The 16,358-nt window shown below is 46.6% G+C and carries 13 protein-coding genes; 1 reads left to right on the top strand and 12 read right to left on the bottom strand.

All coding sequences use genetic code 11. The annotated features are described in order from the left end of the window. The first annotated feature begins 20 nt into the window (after positions 1-20). Positions 21-1,940 carry a ribosomal protection-like ABC-F family protein gene (abc-f, locus tag Selli1_RS04625; protein ID WP_087252040.1) on the top strand — a complete coding sequence of 640 codons (1,920 nt, stop codon included), beginning with the start codon at positions 21-23 and terminating at the stop codon, positions 1,938-1,940. 81 nt (positions 1,941-2,021) lie between these two features. On the opposite strand, the gene Selli1_RS04620 is transcribed toward abc-f, so the two are convergent. The 12 genes from Selli1_RS04620 to Selli1_RS04565 form a co-directional block, all read right to left on the bottom strand. After that, the gene (locus tag Selli1_RS04620) at positions 2,022-3,221 is read right to left on the bottom strand and encodes an NADP-dependent isocitrate dehydrogenase (RefSeq protein ID WP_087252096.1); all 1,200 of its coding nucleotides are present in this window, start codon (positions 3,219-3,221) and stop codon (positions 2,022-2,024) included. A gap of 25 nt (positions 3,222-3,246) precedes the next feature. Continuing rightward, positions 3,247-3,894: a GntR family transcriptional regulator gene (locus Selli1_RS04615; RefSeq protein ID WP_087252041.1), complete on the bottom strand. Its 648-nt coding sequence runs from the start codon at positions 3,892-3,894 to the stop codon at positions 3,247-3,249. A gap of 18 nt (positions 3,895-3,912) precedes the next feature. Beyond that, positions 3,913-5,301: a hydroxymethylglutaryl-CoA lyase-like TIM-barrel protein gene (locus tag Selli1_RS04610; protein WP_087168019.1), complete on the bottom strand. Its 1,389-nt coding sequence runs from the start codon at positions 5,299-5,301 to the stop codon at positions 3,913-3,915. Between the two features lie 148 nt (positions 5,302-5,449). Further along, positions 5,450-5,860, bottom strand: a complete 411-nt coding sequence (locus tag Selli1_RS04605) for a hypothetical protein (protein WP_087252042.1) — start codon at positions 5,858-5,860, stop codon at positions 5,450-5,452. Positions 5,861-5,878: 18 nt separating this feature from the next. After that, positions 5,879-7,093 carry a threonine ammonia-lyase gene (gene ilvA / locus Selli1_RS04600; protein ID WP_087168021.1) on the bottom strand — a complete coding sequence of 405 codons (1,215 nt, stop codon included), beginning with the start codon at positions 7,091-7,093 and terminating at the stop codon, positions 5,879-5,881. Between the two features lie 30 nt (positions 7,094-7,123). Next, complete coding sequence (gene ftsY / locus Selli1_RS04595) at positions 7,124-8,077, bottom strand: signal recognition particle-docking protein FtsY (RefSeq protein ID WP_087168022.1); 954 nt, start codon at positions 8,075-8,077, stop codon at positions 7,124-7,126. Positions 8,078-8,100: 23 nt separating this feature from the next. Then, complete coding sequence (gene smc, locus Selli1_RS04590) at positions 8,101-11,658, bottom strand: chromosome segregation protein SMC (RefSeq protein ID WP_281872406.1); 3,558 nt, start codon at positions 11,656-11,658, stop codon at positions 8,101-8,103. A 7-nt stretch (positions 11,659-11,665) separates the two neighbouring features. Next, a complete protein-coding gene (gene rnc, locus Selli1_RS04585) occupies positions 11,666-12,352 on the bottom strand; it encodes a ribonuclease III (RefSeq protein WP_087168024.1) in 687 nt (228 codons plus the stop codon). Between the two features lie 53 nt (positions 12,353-12,405). Beyond that, on the bottom strand, positions 12,406-12,639 hold the full coding sequence (gene acpP / locus Selli1_RS04580; RefSeq protein ID WP_087168025.1) for an acyl carrier protein: 234 nt from the start codon (positions 12,637-12,639) through the stop codon (positions 12,406-12,408). Positions 12,640-12,662: 23 nt separating this feature from the next. Continuing rightward, a complete protein-coding gene (gene plsX / locus Selli1_RS04575; RefSeq protein WP_138373557.1) occupies positions 12,663-13,676 on the bottom strand; it encodes a phosphate acyltransferase PlsX in 1,014 nt (337 codons plus the stop codon). Positions 13,677-13,747: 71 nt separating this feature from the next. Further along, complete coding sequence (locus Selli1_RS04570) at positions 13,748-14,983, bottom strand: threonine/serine exporter family protein (protein WP_281872405.1); 1,236 nt, start codon at positions 14,981-14,983, stop codon at positions 13,748-13,750. Positions 14,984-15,190: 207 nt separating this feature from the next. Further along, complete coding sequence (locus tag Selli1_RS04565; protein WP_191434508.1) at positions 15,191-16,336, bottom strand: YkvI family membrane protein; 1,146 nt, start codon at positions 16,334-16,336, stop codon at positions 15,191-15,193. Positions 16,337-16,358 lie beyond the last annotated feature (22 nt).

Below are 16,358 nucleotides of genomic sequence, written 5' to 3'. Positions count from 1 at the left end.
TTTTATCAGAGGAGGATACTATGATACTTGCATGTCACAATCTGGAAAAATCGTTTGGGGACCAGGTCATTGTAAGACATGGCTCTTTTCATATAGAGGATCACGAGAAAGCGGCTCTGACAGGTTTAAACGGTGCCGGAAAATCTACCATTTTGAAAATGATTACCGGAGAGATTCCGGCAGATTCCGGGGATATTATTCTCGCAAAAGGGAAACAGCTCGGGTATCTTTCCCAGCATCCCATGACGGACAGCACACGTACAGTCTATGAGGAAATGCAGACTTCCAAACAGTATCTGATCGATATGGAAAGCCAGATCCGCAAAATTGAGGCGGAGCTTCAGACTTTATCCGGATCTCATCTGGAGGACAGGCTTGCCGCTTATCACAATCTGACTTCCCGGTTTGAACGGGAAAACGGCTATGCCTATCAAAGTGAAATCACCGGAGTCCTGAAGGGACTGGGATTTACAGAAGAAGATTTTGAAAAGCCGGTCGCTTCCCTTTCCGGAGGGCAGCGAACCCGTGTTTCTCTGGGAAAACTTCTGCTTACCAAACCGGATATTCTGCTTCTGGATGAGCCGACCAATCATCTTGATCTGCATTCGATTGCATGGCTTGAGACCTATCTTCTGAACTACCCCGGAGCGGTCCTGATTGTCTCCCACGACCGGTATTTTTTGAACAGGGTCGTTACAAAGATCATTGAAATCGAAGCCGGCACGCTCACTATGTATCTTGGTAACTATCAGGAGTTTGCGAAGAAAAAACAGATGCTCCGGGATGCAAGGCTGAAAGAATACCTTAACCAGCAGCAGGAAATCAAGCATCAGGAAGCGGTCATTGAAAAACTTCGTTCCTTCAACCGGGAAAAATCCATCAAACGGGCCGAGAGCCGGGAAAAGATGCTTGCAAAGATTGAGCGGATTGAAAAGCCGGTTGAGCTTGCTTCAGATATGCATTTAAAGCTGGAGCCTTCTGTTGTCAGCGGAAATGATGTGCTCCGTGTTGATCACCTCAGCAAAGCTTTCCCGAATCAGACGCTCTTTGAAGACATCAGCTTTGAAATCAAACGTGGAGAACACGTTGCGATTATCGGGGACAATGGTACCGGAAAGACGACACTTCTGAAAATCCTGAATGAAGTCATTCCTGCGGATTCCGGAACTTTCACCCTTGGCTCCAATGTCACTATCGGTTACTACGACCAGGAACACCATGTCCTTCACATGGACAAAACGGTTTTTGATGAGATCTCGGACGATTATCCGTCCCTTACGAATACCCAGATCCGGAATATGCTTGCAGCCTTTCTCTTCACCGGGGATGATGTCTACAAGCTGATCGGAGACTTGAGCGGCGGGGAACGTGGACGTGTCTCTCTTGCAAAATTGATGCTTTCCGAGGCCAATTTCCTCATTCTCGACGAGCCGACCAACCATCTTGATGTTGCATCCAAAGAAATCCTGGAGCACGCATTGAATGATTACACCGGCACGGTACTTTATGTTTCCCATGACCGGTATTTTATCAACGAAACTGCCACGAGAATTCTGGAACTGGTCAATCAGAAATTTGTCAACTACATCGGAAATTATGATTATTATCTTGAAAAGAAAGAAGAACTTACCGCTGTTTACGCTGCTCCTGCCGCAGCAGATACGCCGTCTTCCACAGACACTCAGGCTTCGGCCGGAAAGCTGGACTGGAAGGCTCAGAAGGAAGCGCAGGCGAAGGAGAGGAAACGCCAGAACGATCTGAAGCGGACCGAAGAGCGGATTGAGACTCTGGAAACCCGGTGCGGTGAGATCGATGAACTGATGACCCACGAAGATGTATATTCCAATTCCGTCCGGTGCCAGGAGCTGGCAAAAGAAAAGGACAACATCACAGCAGAGCTTGAGACTCTCTATGAACAGTGGGAATCTCTCGCGGAATAAGAGCAGCAGAAAAGAGGCCGAAGCCCGTTTATAACACGGGTCTGCCTCTTTTTCTATGCTCTCTTTGATTTTGACTTCTTTTTATGCAAGCCGTTTTGCGATGGCTTTGATAAAGTCTTCGCTGTTTAATACAACCGGATCTTTCAAAGTCGTTATCAGCGCCAGGTCTTTTGTCATTTCGCCCGCTTCGATGGTATCGATAGTCGCTTTTTCAAGCCGGTCCGCAAACTCCTGAAGCTCCTTGTTTCCATCCAGTTCTCCGCGCTTTCTGAGAGCCCCGCTCCATGCAAAGATCGTTGCCACGGAGTTGGTGGATGTCTCCTCCCCTTTCAGGTGTTTATAATAATGTCTCTGAACTGTTCCATGAGCTGCCTCGTACTCATAGTATCCATCCGGTGAGACAAGAACGGACGTCATCATGGCAAGGGAGCCGAATGCGGAGGAAATCATATCACTCATAACATCTCCGTCATAGTTTTTGCATGCCCAGATATATCCGCCTTCTGATTTCATTACACGTGCCACCGCGTCGTCAATCAGTGTGTAGAAATACGTAATTCCCGCCTGTTCAAACTGCTCTTTAAATTCCGCGTCAAAGATCTCCTGAAAGATATCCTTGAATGTATGGTCGTATTTCTTTGAAATCGTATCTTTCGTTGCAAACCAGAGATCCTGTTTCGTGTCCAGTGCATAGTGGAAACAGCTCCTTGCAAAACTTTCGATGGACTTGTTGATATTGTGCATTCCCTGAATGATGCCGGGTCCGTCAAACTCATGGATCAGTTCTCTTGTCTCGCTTCCGTCCTCAGCGGTGTAGACAAGCTCTGCCTTTCCTTTTCCAGGGATTTTCATTTCCGTTCCTTTATACACATCCCCGTAAGCATGTCTTGCAATGGTGATCGGTTTTTTCCAGTTTCTGACGCACGGCTCAATTCCTTTTACGACAATCGGTGCACGGAATACGGTTCCATCCAGAATCGCACGGATCGTCCCGTTCGGGCTCTTCCACATCTCTTTCAAATCATATTCTTCCATCCGCGCTGCATTTGGGGTGATGGTCGCACATTTTACGGCCACTTTATACTTTTTCGTTGCAAGCGCACTGTCAATCGTCACCTGGTCATCAGTCTCATTACGGTGTTCCAGCCCAAGATCGTAATACTCCGTATTCAGATCAATAAAAGGCAGGAGCAGATGATCCTTGATCATCTTCCAGAGAATTCTTGTCATCTCGTCTCCATCCATCTCAACGATTGGTGTCTGCATCTGTATCTTTGCCATCATACCATCCCTTTCTTTTTCTTTCTTAGATTTCTTCCAGATGTAAATTCTGAACAACATGGCGGATATGCTCTTCCATCAGTTTCTCCGCCCTGTCTTCATCCTTGTCCCGGATTGCCGAGAGGATCTCCGAATGTTCCCTGATGGATTTTTCCGCACGGTTTTCCACTTTAACGGACATCCTCCTCGCCATCTGGACATAGCGGTGGAAATCCGTCAGTACATTTTTCAACATCCTGCTTCCGCAGGCTTCATAAAGGATAAAGTGGAACTTTCCGTCCAGAGTGGAAAGCTGTTCGGTCATCCCCTTTTTCAGATAAAATTCGGAGAGAAGAATCATCTCTTCCATCTCGTCAATCTGCTCCTTCGTAATCCGTCTTGTCGCAAGCCGGGCCGCAAGCCCTTCCAGCCTGGACCGGATCATATAGATATCCTGAACGTCCTCCCTGGAAATGCCGTTGACATACGTGCCTTTGTTTGGAATACTGGTCACCAGTCCTTCCAGTTCCAGCTTCCTGAAGGCTTCTCTGACCGGAGTCCTGCTGACTCCCAGCTCTTTTCCCACGGTCACTTCCCGGAGTTCGTCTCCTTTTTGATATTTCCCGGAAAGGATCTGTTCACTCAGTGTCCGAAACACCTTTCCGCTCAAAGAATAATCTTGATATTCTTCCATGACTGTTACTTCCTTCTATTAAAGAATGATTGACTTCTCACGGCAGATTTCCGTGATCTTCTGAACCATTTCTTCGTCCGTCATCACAGTTACACGTCCGTCGTCATACTGCTTATCCACCCATTCCTTCACTGCCACAACCAGCTCGGAGTCTTTTCCGACTTTTCTGTCCTCCGGAAGCTTGTAGTAGGTATTGATCCAGTGGGCAATTCCTGCGATGCCGGATGTGTTGGACACTGATACTACGGCCGGCCGGTTCAGAAACTTTCCGGTGTCAAAAATATTGTAGATCTCTTCGTTTTTCAGAAGTCCGTCCGCATGGATTCCGGCCCTTGTCACATTAAAGTTCTTTCCCACAAACGGCGTGTGCTCCGGAATATGGTAGCCGATCTCCTTTTCATAGTACTCGGCAAGCTCTGTGATGACAGTCGTCTCCATGCCGTCCAGTGTTCCCCGAAGCTGCGCATATTCAAATACCATTGCTTCCAGTGGTGTATTTCCTGTACGTTCTCCGATTCCAAAGAGAGAACAGTTTACGCCGCTTGCTCCATAAAGCCATGCGGTCGTTGCATTGCTGACTGCCTTGTAAAAGTCATTGTGACCGTGGAACTCGATGAGTTCACTCGGTACTCCGGCATGGATCATCAATCCGTAGATGATACCCGGAATAGACCGCGGAATCACCGCTCCCGGATAGTTGACTCCGTATCCCATCGTGTCACAGACACGGATTTTAATCGGAATCTGATATTCTTCCATCAGATTCATCAGTTCCAGACAAAACGGAATCACGAAACCGTAAATGTCTGATCTTGTAATATCCTCCAGATGGCATCTCGGGCTGATCCCGATTTCCAGACACTGACGGATAATCGAAAGATAATGGTTAAGCGCCTCCCGCCTTGTCATCTTGAGTTTATAGAAAATGTGATAATCGGAACAGCTTACAAGAATCCCTGTCTCTTTCAGTCCGATCTCTTTTACCAGCTCAAAGTCCTTCTTATTTGCCCGGATCCAGCTTGTAACTTCCGGAAACTCATATCCTTTCTCCAGACACTGGTAAACAGCATCCCTGTCTTTTTTACTGTAAAGGAAAAACTCACTCTGACGGATCTTTCCCTTTGGACCGCCCAGACGGTGCAGGTAGTCATAAATCGTCACAATCTGCTCTGTCGTATACGGCGCTCTGGACTGCTGCCCGTCACGGAATGTTGTATCCGTAATCCAGATCTCGTCCGGCATTGAATGCGGTACGATTCGATCGTTGAACGCGATTTTCGGAACTTCGTCATATGGAAACAGATTCCGGAATATATTCGGCTTATCTACGTCCACCAGCGGATACATATGTTCTTCGAGCTGCAGTAAATTATTGTGATGGTTCATGTAAACTTTTCTATTATCCATTTTATACACTCCTTTTCGCTTTGTATAATTGTATACAATTATACAAAGCATGTCAACCCGAAGTTTGATATTTTTATAACCAGCGAAGTTTTCTGATAAACAAAAAGGATCCTGCGCCATGCAGGATCTCTTTCCAGTTTAAAAGTAGTTACCTTCTCTTACGTTCATATTTGATTTTTGTCCGAAGATAGTTCTCAAAATCCAGAAACTGCATTTCTTCGCTTTCTCCGCTCAGGGCGTAGTCCATGCTCTGGGCGGCAGCCTCCAGCAGGTCTTCTGTTACTTCCGGACGGTTTTTCTGAAGAATCGAGAGCTTTTCTTCATTGGAATCTGCCTCCAGAAATCGGAGAAGCAGATCCGATGTATGCCCGTTTTCTGCTTTTTGGAATTCTTTTGTAAAATCAGGAACCGGAACAGCATAGAGGGTCTTCTCTTCCTCCTCTTGAAAAATCAAAAGCTCTTCCATCGTCTGCCAGTGTCTGGACGTGCCGATGAAACGGTAGATCGTGCCCTGCTGATCGGTGTATAAGAAACCTGTTTCAGGCAGTTTTCCCGGCAATCTGCTCCCTCCTTTTCTTTAATACAGTTTTGTTGTAACCAGCTTCGGACGGAATCCGTTGTTTTCCAGAGCCTGCAGAATTTCATGCTTGTGCTCTGTTCCAAATGCTTCCATGGTTACTCTCAGCTCTACAGCCGCATTTCTGTTTGTGCTTACAAACTGGTTGTGTTCCAGCTTGATGACATTGCCCTGTGCGTCCGCAATAGTCTTTGCCACGCGTACCAGTTCGCCCGGCTTATCCGGAAGCAGAACAGAAACAGAAAAGATACGGTCTCTCTGGATCAGTCCGTGCTGTACGATGGAAGCCATGGTGATCACATCCATGTTTCCTCCACTCAGGATGCAGACTGCCTTTTTCCCTTCCAGATTCATCTGTCTGAGCGCTGCTACAGAAAGCAGACCGGAATTTTCCACAACCATCTTGTGATTCTCTACCATATCCAGGAAAACGCCGATCAGGTCATCATCATCGACTGTCAGTATCTGATCCACATTTTTCTGTACATACTCAAAGGTCTGGCTTCCCACGCGTTTTACCGCAGTACCGTCCGCAATCGTATTGGCGCTTGGAAGGGTTACCGGTTCTCCTGCTTTCAGAGCTGCTTTCATACTGGCTGCTTCTGAAGGCTCCACGCCGATGACTTTGATCTTCGGATTAAGCATCTTTGCAAGGGTTGCTACACCTGCAATCAGTCCGCCTCCTCCTACCGGGACAAAGATATAATCAACAGTCGGAAGCTCCTGAACGATCTCCATGGCGATACTTCCCTGGCCCGTCGCTACATCCAGGTCGTCGAACGGATGGACGAATGTGTATCCATGCTCTTCGGCAAGCTCGTAGGCCTTGTCACATGCATCATCATAAACATCTCCGTAAAGAACGACATCCGCTCCCAGATTCTTTGTTCGGTTTACCTTGATCAGCGGCGTAACGGTCGGCATAACGATTGTTGCCTTGCATCCGAACATCTTTGCCGCGTAGGCAACGCCCTGGGCATGATTTCCTGCGGAAGCCGTGATCAGTCCTTTCTGCTTTTCCTCCTCGGACAGCGTACTGATCTTATAATAGGCGCCGCGGATTTTGTACGCGCCCGTATGCTGCATGTTTTCCGGCTTCAGATAAATCTTTCCACCTGTTTCCTCGCTCAGGTATTCACTGTAGACCAGTTTTGTCGGATTTGTGACTTTTTTTACAAGCTCACTTGCTTCTTCAAATTTTTCCAATGTCATCATGGCTGTAACCTTCTTTCCTCTGTGTCATGTTTATTCTGTTTCTTCCTCCGGATGCTCCTCTGTCGTAAAAAGGGCATTGACAAAATCATCGGAATCAAATTTCTGCAGATCATCGATACTTTCTCCGACTCCGATATATTTGACCGGAATGCCAAGTTCCGACTGAATTGCTACCACAATTCCCCCTTTTGCGGTTCCATCCATTTTTGTCAGAACGATTCCCGTAATGTCTGCCGCCTCCGCAAACTGTTTTGCCTGCGAAAGTGCGTTCTGCCCTGTTGTTCCATCCAGAACCACCAGGGTTTCTCTGTACGCGTCAGCGTACTCTCTCTCAATGACACGATTGATCTTTTTCAGCTCTTCCATCAGATTCTTTTTATTATGAAGACGCCCCGCCGTATCACACAGCAGAACATCCGCCTTCCTTGCCTTTGCGGCCGCAACCGCATCGTACACGACAGCTGCCGGATCAGAGCCTTCCTGTCCCCCGATAAACTCTGCATTTGCCCGGTCTGCCCATTCTTTCAGCTGTTCTCCCGCCGCGGCACGGAATGTGTCCGCCGCTGCGATCACAACTTTTTTCCCTTCACCGCGAAGCTTCCCTGCAAGCTTACCGATGGTCGTCGTTTTTCCTACCCCGTTAACTCCAATCACCAGTACTACGGATTTCTGATTTTCAAACTCATATGCTGTCTCCCCGATCTGCATCTGCTCCTTGATACTGTCAATCAGAAGCTGTTTGCAGTCAGCCGGATCCTTGATATGCTGTTCTTTCACCTTTTCTCTAAGGTCATCAAGGATCGAATAGGTCGCCTTGACGCCGAGATCTCCCATAATCAGGATCTCTTCCAGCTCTTCATAAAAGTCTTCATCAATTTTGGAAAACCCGCTGAACAGGCTGTCAAGGCCGGAAACTATATTCTGCCTTGTTTTTGTCAGGCCTGACACAAGCCGCCGGAAAAATCCCTTTTTTTCCTCTGCCATAGTCTCTTCTACTCCTTTATTTTTTATTTGCTGAGCTGGTTTTCAAGCAGATCTACTGAAACCAGCGTAGAAACTCCCTTCTCCTGCATCGTAATTCCATACAGTCTGTCCGCTGCTGTCATTGTTCCTCTCCGGTGGGTAATAACAATAAACTGCGTATTTTTCGTCAGTCTGTGAAGATACTGCGCAAACCTTGTAACATTGGAATCGTCCAGGGCTGCTTCGATCTCGTCCAGCAGACAGAACGGCGACGGTTTCAGATTCTGAATCGCAAAGAGAAGCGCGATCGCCGTCAGCGCTTTTTCTCCACCGGAGAGCTGCATCATATTCTGAAGCTTCTTTCCCGGCGGCTGTGCAATGATCCGGATTCCCGCTTCCAGAATATCCTCGTCCTCCAGAAGCTCGAGTGTCCCTTTTCCGCCTCCAAAGAGCTGGCGGAAAACATTATGGAACTCTTCTTTTATCCTTGCGAACTGTTCCTCAAACTGCCTTCTCATGGCGGTATCCAGTTCTTCAATAATCTGTTTTAAGGTTGCCTCCGCTTCGATCAGGTCTTCATGCTGGTTTTTCAAAAAGAGATACCGTTCTTCCAGATTTTTAAAATCTTCAATGGCATTGACATTGACATTGCCAAGGCTGCGGATCTCTGAGCGAAGCCGCTGAATCTCTTTCTTCATGAAGCCCAGATCTCCAATACTTTCATCCCGGTACTGCTGCGCATGATTATAGGTGATCTCGTATTCTTCCCACATATAATTCATCTGCTTTTCCATCGTCTCCTCCAGCCCGTCCTTCTTTCCGCCAAGCCGGAAGGTTTCTTTATCAAGATCGGAAATCTGTTCCGAGATGGCATCGCGCTTTCCAAGGAATTCCTTATGTCTGCGGGAAAGTGTTTCCTTTTCCCCGGCATACTGCCCGATCTCCTGTTCGATCTCTTCGATCAGTTCTCCGGCTTCCCGGATCTTTTGTCCGGCCCGTTCCATCTCCTGCTCTTTTTCAGCAATCGCTTTCTTATTGTCTCCCTGGTTTTCCTCCAGCAGTTTCTTTTCCTGTGTATACTTCGTATACTCCTGCCAGATACGTTCCTGATTTTCATTCAGGAAGATTTCTTTTTGTCCAAGTTCCGCAAAAACAAGATGTGCGTCCTCGGCACGTTTCTGTAAAATCTGTTCCTCTTCCTTCTTTTTCTCCAGCTTCTTCTGCTCTTCTTCCGTCTCCTTTTTCAGCCTTTCTTCCAGTTCTTCGGAAGTTCCCAGTTCGATTTCAATGGATTCCTGATTCTCCTGAAGTTCCCGGAGCTGGTTTTCATAGCTTTCGTTTTCTTTTAAAAGCTCCGCCTTTCGGTCAAGGATCGACTTCTGCCTGCTTTGTACCTGAGAAAGATTCATCTTTGCGGTATTCTGCCGGACGTATATCTTCTGCATCTCATCTTTGAGGCTGTCCATTTTCGCATAATATCCGGCACGCTCTTCTTTATGACGCTCCAAAGACTCCCTCGTCTGCTCCAGGTCCTTTTTGAGCATCTGTACGGTCTTTTCAAATTCCTCAATCTCACGCCGTCTGCTTAACAAACTGCTGGAATTTTTAAAAGCCCCTCCTGTCATGGATCCACCCGGATTGAGAAGCTCTCCCTCCGGTGTCACCATCCGGACAGTTTGGCGGTATTTCCTTGCAAGACGGATACCCACGTCAATATTTTCCACTACCACGGTACGGCCAAGAAGGTTCTTCATAAGACTTTTGAATTCTTCATCTGTCTCCACAAGCGTATGGGCAAGTCCGATGACACCGTCTTCTCTGAGCACTTCCGGCTTTGGGAACTCGGAACCCTTCACGCTGGTCAGAGGAAGGAACGTTGCCCGCCCGAATTTATGCTGTTTCAGATAAGTAATCATTCTTTTCGCGGTCTCTTCATCCCTCGTTACGATATTCTGGATGCTTCCGCCGAGTGCAGTCTCCACCGCAGTCTCGTACTTTTTCTCTACACGGATCAGATCCGCCACAACTCCAAGGATGCCCTGCTCCCGGTTTTTCTGCTCCATGACTCTCCGGATACTGTTACCGTATCCTTCGTAGCGCTCGGTCATATTTTTCAAAGATTCCAGTCTGGACTGCTCTCTGTGATACGCACTCTGTCCAGTCTGAATCAGTCCATTTTCTTTTGTAATTTCTTCCTGAAGTCTTATAATTTCACTTTCATACTGCGCAATCGTTTCCGAACAGGTACGGATCTGGGCGGAAAGCTCTTTCCATTCACTTTCATACTTTTCATATTCTGTCCGGTATACTTCCGTTTCCTGGGTAATCGTTAAGAGCTGCTGCGCAAGTCCTGTCTTCTGAACCCTGATCTGCTCTTTCATCGTATGAAAACGCTGTAGTTCGGCCTTTGTCGAAGCCCGCACGGAAAGAATCTTCATAATCTCGTTTTTCTTTTCCTCGCTGGAAAGACTGATCCTGGCCATCTCCTCCTGAAGGCTCGTCAGATTCTCTTTTTCTTTCTCGCTCTGCGCTTCCTTCTCCCTCATCTGGGCTTCCAGATCTGCGCGCCGGCTTTTCAGTTCTTCAAGCTCGGTCTCCCGTTTCCGGATCTCTTCCTCAACAGTCTTTTTCCGCTCCAGATAATGGGCGTCGTTCATCCGCACGCTGTTGATCTGCTCTTTGAGAAGGTCAATGCTGTTCTCATACTGCTGCCGGATCAGTCTTGTATCATTCAGCTGCTTTCTCGCGGTCTCCGTCTGAAGGTCAATCTCCCCGATCCGGTTTTCTACTTCGGCATACTCCTCTTTCATGGCGTCATACCGCTTTCTCGATTCATCAAGCTCTTCCTGCGCACGTGCCAGAGCCTCTTCTGTTTCCTTTTCTTCCGCTTTTATCTTTTCTGTCTGAACGAGGAACAGATTGACGTCCAGCTTTTTCATTTCTTCCCGTTTCTTCAGATACTCTCTCGCCGTCTCAGACTGCTTTTTAAGCGGTCCGTACTGCTTTTCCAGCTCCGAAAGGATGTCTGTTACACGTACCAGATTCTGCTGCTCTTCTTCCAGCTTCTTCAAGGATGTATTTTTTCTCCGCTTGAATTTGACAATTCCCGCAGCCTCATCGAACAACTCCCTCCGGTCTTCCGGTTTTCCGCTTAAGATCTTATCGATCTGACCCTGTCCGATGATTGAATATCCCTCTTTCCCGATTCCGGTATCATAAAACAGCTCGTTGATATCTTTCAATCTGCAGCTGCTTCCATTAATCAGGTACTCTGACTCACCGGAGCGATAAAGCTTTCTTGTCACAGTGACTTCCTCAAAATCAATCGGCAGCTTGTGGTCGGAGTTGTCCAGCGTGATCCCGACCGAGGCGTAGCTTAGAGGCTTTCGGTTCTCAGTTCCCGAAAAAATGACATCCTGCATGTTGCCTCCGCGAAGCTGCTTCGCCCTCTGCTCTCCTAATACCCACCGGACCGCGTCCGCGACGTTGCTCTTTCCACTTCCATTCGGCCCTACAATGCCGGTGATTCCATTATGAAACTGAAAGACGATTTTATTTGCAAAAGATTTAAATCCCTGTACTTCAATGCTTTTTAAATACATAGCTCTCCTATCGTTTCTCCTGTAATTTCAAAATCGCCTGATATGCAGCCTGCTGTTCAGATGCTTTTTTGGTCCTTCCTTCGCCTTCCCCGTAGATCTGTTCTCCGATCCTGACTGCCGTACAGAAACTTTTATTGTGGTCCGGTCCTTCCTCCCGGATCAGTTCATAGGAAACCTGATCATCAGAATTTCCCTGTACAATTTCCTGCAGGATAGTCTTGCTATCAAAAAAGAGCTTCTTGTTTTCCAGGTCATTGAGGATAAACCGGTGAATGAACTCTTTTGCGCTAGCAAACCCACCGTCCAGATAAATCGCTCCAATCAGCGCTTCCATCGCGTCAGATGTAACCGAATCCCGTTTTCTTCCGCCCGTTGCCTCTTCACCTTTTCCGAGCATCAGATATTCCCCCAGTTTGATATCTCTGGCACAAAAAGCAAGCGCCGGTTCACATACCATACTTGCCCTCTTTTTGGTCAGTTCACCTTCCGGCATTGTCTCATACTCAAAAAAAAGAAATTCGCTGGATACAACTTCAAGTACTGCATCGCCCAGAAACTCCAGCCGCTCATTACATTCATATTTCTTCATGTGCTTTTCGTTCACATAGGAGCTGTGTCTCAAAGCATGACGCAGAAGTTCCGGATTCCGGAACTGATAATCAATTGTTCTTTCTAGTTCTTTGATCTTTCTCATAAAACCCCCAATTAGCACGAAAAAGCCCTGACGGGCTTTTCCGCATTTATGTTTTAATTATTTGTTGCCGTTCTGATCTGCTCTACTGCGTCTCCCACTGTCACGATTTTTTCCGCATCATCATTATCAATCTCGATATCGAATTCTTCCTCGATTCCCATGATAATCTGGAAAATGTCCAAAGAATCTGCTCCCAAATCGTCTACAAATGTAGTCTCCATTGTGATGTCTGAGGCATCCACATTTAATACATCTGCGATAATCCCCTGTAATTTTTCAAATTCCATAGTTACATTCCTTCCTTAAAAGTTTATTCTTTCTCTTTCTGAATGCATTCTCTGATTTTCTCATTAATCTTCTGCTCTTTGAAGGTCACGCACTGAATAATGGAGTTGCAGACCTCACGTGCCTTTGAGTTGCCGTGTGTCTTTACAACCAGGCCATTGAGACCAAGCAGCGGTGCTCCGCCGTACTCGCTTGCGTCAAATCCCTTCATCGTCTCCTTCAGCGCCGGTTTTACAAGCAGTGCTCCGATTTTTGTCCTGAGGCTCTTCATCATGCCTTCCTTGATCTTATCAACCAGCACCCCTCCGACGCCCTCATAAAGTTTCAGGATAATATTGCCCGCGAAAGCCTCGCAGACAATGACATCCGCGTCACCATACGGAATATTGCGCGCCTCGATGCTCCCGGTAAAATTAATATCCGGGCATGCCTTCAGCATCGGGAACGTCTCTTTCACAAGGGCGTTGCCCTTCTCCTCCTCAGCACCGATATTGACAATCGCCACTTTCGGATTCTTCACGCCCATAACATGCTCCATATAGATCGAGCCCATTTTTGCAAACTGCACCAGATGGGACGGTCTGGCATCTACGTTTGCTCCGCAGTCGATCAAAAGCGAAAATCCCTTTTTGGTCGGTAAAAGCGGTGCAAGGGGCGGCCTCTCCACTCCTTTGATTCTCCCTACAATGACCTGTCCTCCAACGAGAATGGCTCCGGAGCTTCCTGCCGATACAAACGCGTCGGCCTCTCCTTTTTTAACCATATTCATCGCTACGACAATCGAAGAATCCTTTTTTCTGCGGATTGCCATTACCGGCGGCTCCGCGGTCTCAATCACTTCACTGGCGCCCTTGATCTCAATCTGCTCTTTGTCGTAAGTATATTTGGCAAGCTCTTCTTTTATGATGTCTTCTTTCCCGACAATCAATACCTGAATATCCCTGCGCTTATTTACTGCGTCAACAGCGCCTTTAATGATTTCCACCGGGGCATTATCCCCTCCCATGGCGTCGAGCGCCACTTTCGTGTATTCTGCCATGCTTCTACCTCCTGCATTCTATCAGTAATTCTACTAGACATTGTTATAAAAATCAATGCTTTTCTATCTTTTTAAGAACTCTTGCCAACGCGGTATTCCCGTTTCAGCGCACTCATAATGACTCTGGATGCTACATCCACGATATTGAATCCAAAGGCAATCGCAAGACATGTGGTGGCTAGAAGGATTCCTTCACTGGAAATGAGCGCGGAATCATTGCTTACAAAACCGTACATCATATAGTACAGATTTGGTCCCGGAATCAAAGGAAATACAGATGCTGTCAGGAAAATCGTCGATGGTGCCTTATTGACTCTGGACATGATAAATGCATAAAATCCGACAAATACCGCTGCAATCAATGTAGCAAGAAAGTTGCTCGGTTCAATGGCAAATACGAGAGCATAAATTCCCCATGTAATAAACGCACCAACTCCCGAGTAGAATACCTGACGTCCCCGGACTTTAAACCATATGGCAAAACCGATACAGGCAATCGTACAGGAAACAAGCTGCATCGGAACACTTGGTGTCAGCATAAATCCTTCCATGGATCTTGCATGAAAGACCATCATGGGAAGCGCGATCCCAAGAGCAATTCCTGTTGCCCCGAGAATGGAATTTAAAATATTAATGGACCCGGATATAAAGTCCCGCTGCAGTAACTCGCGGAATCCATTGGTCGTACCAAGTCCACTGATCAGCAGCATGACAATCCCGATCATGATTCTGTCGGGATGTGTTCCGATTCCATTTCTGGTCGCCAGGATAATAATGATCTCAGATAAAAAGGCAAGGATCAGATTATAAATCATCAGATTTCCTTCCCTTGTGCTCAGCCATTTTCCAACAAATACAATCATCAGTGAAACAACCACAGCAACAATCGCATCCATAAATCCGCACCCGAAGAATACGGCAAATCCGGCACCTCCCATGACTCCCGCCACATACCGGAGAATTTCCGGCTGTTCCGGCCGGTTCATCACTTCCTCAAACTTGATCTTCAGCTGATCCGCATCCGGCTTATGGGCACAGACATATCTGGAAAGATTGTTCAGATAGTCCAGCCGGTCAAAATCATTCTCCGATGTCTCGATATGCCTTACCTGAGTGATAAACTCTCCTTCCGGCGTCTTCGCTGTCACCTGAATGTTGCTCGGAATAACAAATACATCATATCTGACAAATCCATAACTTTTCAGCATTCTGTAAAGGGCATCCTCCAACCGGAAATTTTCCGCTCCGCTTTTCAGCATCTCTTCTCCGATATCCAGGATGCCTTCAATAATTCTGTTGTAGTCCATCCTTCTACCTCACTCCACTTTCTTTTTTCTTTCTTAAGCACTTTCCTATTCTAGCAAATAATAATCGATTTTTCATCCCTTTTCTAAAAGAATTCCTCTTCTTTTACAAATTTCTTACAATTGTGGTTGAGTCTGCCCGCACTCCACACAAAAAACAGCAACCGTTTCGATTGCTGTTTTTTACAGACAGATATTTTCTGCAAATAGCTATGCTTTTTTCCTTTTAGCAAGGAAATCTGTAATATTTTTCTTAATCATAAACAGAATTAACACTGCTCCGACATAACCATTCAGAACATAAATAACATTAACGAGTGTTCTGAATGGAAGGAACAGCCCGACGATCAGCCCTACAACCGCAAGAACAACTGTCAAAATTTTAAAACGGGAAGTTCCTTCTTTTGCGAAACGGGATGCCGGATTATAGAGCAGCGGAACAGCTGTCGTATAAATACCTGCAAATACAACAATTGCAAAAATAGCAGAAAACGGTTTCCAGATCTTCATGGCAAGAATCAGGTTCGGAATATCTGCATTCCATACATAAGCGCTTCCGTCCTCAAGCGGAGTATTGATATTGGCAATCTGGCCGAAAGAGATCAAAGCAATTGCAACACACACAGCAACCGTGCCGCCTACGATACCATAGTTAAGATCTTTTTTCTTGTTCTTGGATCCCAGCGCTGCCGTAAAACTTGCAAACCACAGAAGAACAAATCCTGCATAGGAAGCTGCTGAAATAAACCAGTTCGCACCTGCATTTTTGATCGTTTCTCCCTCTGCTGCTCCTGCATAGGCACCTGTCCGGATAACTTCCAGTCCTGCCGGAATATTGCCTGCATCCTGAATCACCGTAACAAGACCGATAAAAATACAAAGTACAACGATAATCGGCCCTACGACACCAATGGCATCAACGAGAGAATTCAGTCCGCCGACTACTGTAATTGTCGTAAGGATTGTAAGGATGACTGCACCTGCCCAGTTCGGAAGTCCGTACTCCTGATTCAATGTAGATGCCGCACCGCCGATCATAACCCAAAATGACATATAGCAGAAAATCGTAGAATAATAGTCACAAAATGTTCCTACATATTTTCCGCAAAAATATTTGTAAACATCATTTCCGTGTTCAAACCTCTGTTCAGCGCCTGCTTTCGCAAAGTTAAAATTGTAATACAGAAACATGACCGCAAAGCCAAGAATAACCAGAATTGACTGCCAGCCATATGCTGTATAGTATTGAATGATCTCCTGGCCTGTCGCAAATCCGGATCCGATGGTAAACGCGATTACCGCTCCTGCCAGAATCAGAACTCTCTTCCAGTTCACTGCGCCGTTCTCTTTGCCCATAGAGTCCCCTCCTATCCATCAA

It is taken from the genome of Sellimonas catena (genome assembly GCF_027924685.1).
Taxonomy (GTDB): domain Bacteria; phylum Bacillota; class Clostridia; order Lachnospirales; family Lachnospiraceae; genus Sellimonas; species Sellimonas catena.
The sequence above is the reverse complement of the archived record's forward strand: the minus strand, read 5'-3'. Positions and strand labels throughout refer to the sequence as shown.

What these genes read in the sequence shown, in the direction of transcription:
- abc-f (WP_087252040.1), top strand. Translation starts at nt 21, where the DNA reads ATGATACTTGCATGTCACAATCTGGAAAAATCGTTTGGGGACCAGGTC.
- Selli1_RS04620 (WP_087252096.1), bottom strand. Translation starts at nt 3,221, where the DNA reads ATGGCAAAGATACAGATGCAGACACCAATCGTTGAGATGGATGGAGAC.
- Selli1_RS04615 (WP_087252041.1), bottom strand. Translation starts at nt 3,894, where the DNA reads ATGGAAGAATATCAAGATTATTCTTTGAGCGGAAAGGTGTTTCGGACA.
- Selli1_RS04610 (WP_087168019.1), bottom strand. Translation starts at nt 5,301, where the DNA reads ATGGATAATAGAAAAGTTTACATGAACCATCACAATAATTTACTGCAG.
- ilvA (WP_087168021.1), bottom strand. Translation starts at nt 7,093, where the DNA reads ATGATGACATTGGAAAAATTTGAAGAAGCAAGTGAGCTTGTAAAAAAA.
- ftsY (WP_087168022.1), bottom strand. Translation starts at nt 8,077, where the DNA reads ATGGCAGAGGAAAAAAAGGGATTTTTCCGGCGGCTTGTGTCAGGCCTG.
- smc (WP_281872406.1), bottom strand. Translation starts at nt 11,658, where the DNA reads ATGTATTTAAAAAGCATTGAAGTACAGGGATTTAAATCTTTTGCAAAT.
- rnc (WP_087168024.1), bottom strand. Translation starts at nt 12,352, where the DNA reads ATGAGAAAGATCAAAGAACTAGAAAGAACAATTGATTATCAGTTCCGG.
- acpP (WP_087168025.1), bottom strand. Translation starts at nt 12,639, where the DNA reads ATGGAATTTGAAAAATTACAGGGGATTATCGCAGATGTATTAAATGTG.
- plsX (WP_138373557.1), bottom strand. Translation starts at nt 13,676, where the DNA reads ATGGCAGAATACACGAAAGTGGCGCTCGACGCCATGGGAGGGGATAAT.
- Selli1_RS04570 (WP_281872405.1), bottom strand. Translation starts at nt 14,983, where the DNA reads ATGGACTACAACAGAATTATTGAAGGCATCCTGGATATCGGAGAAGAG.
- Selli1_RS04565 (WP_191434508.1), bottom strand. Translation starts at nt 16,336, where the DNA reads ATGGGCAAAGAGAACGGCGCAGTGAACTGGAAGAGAGTTCTGATTCTG.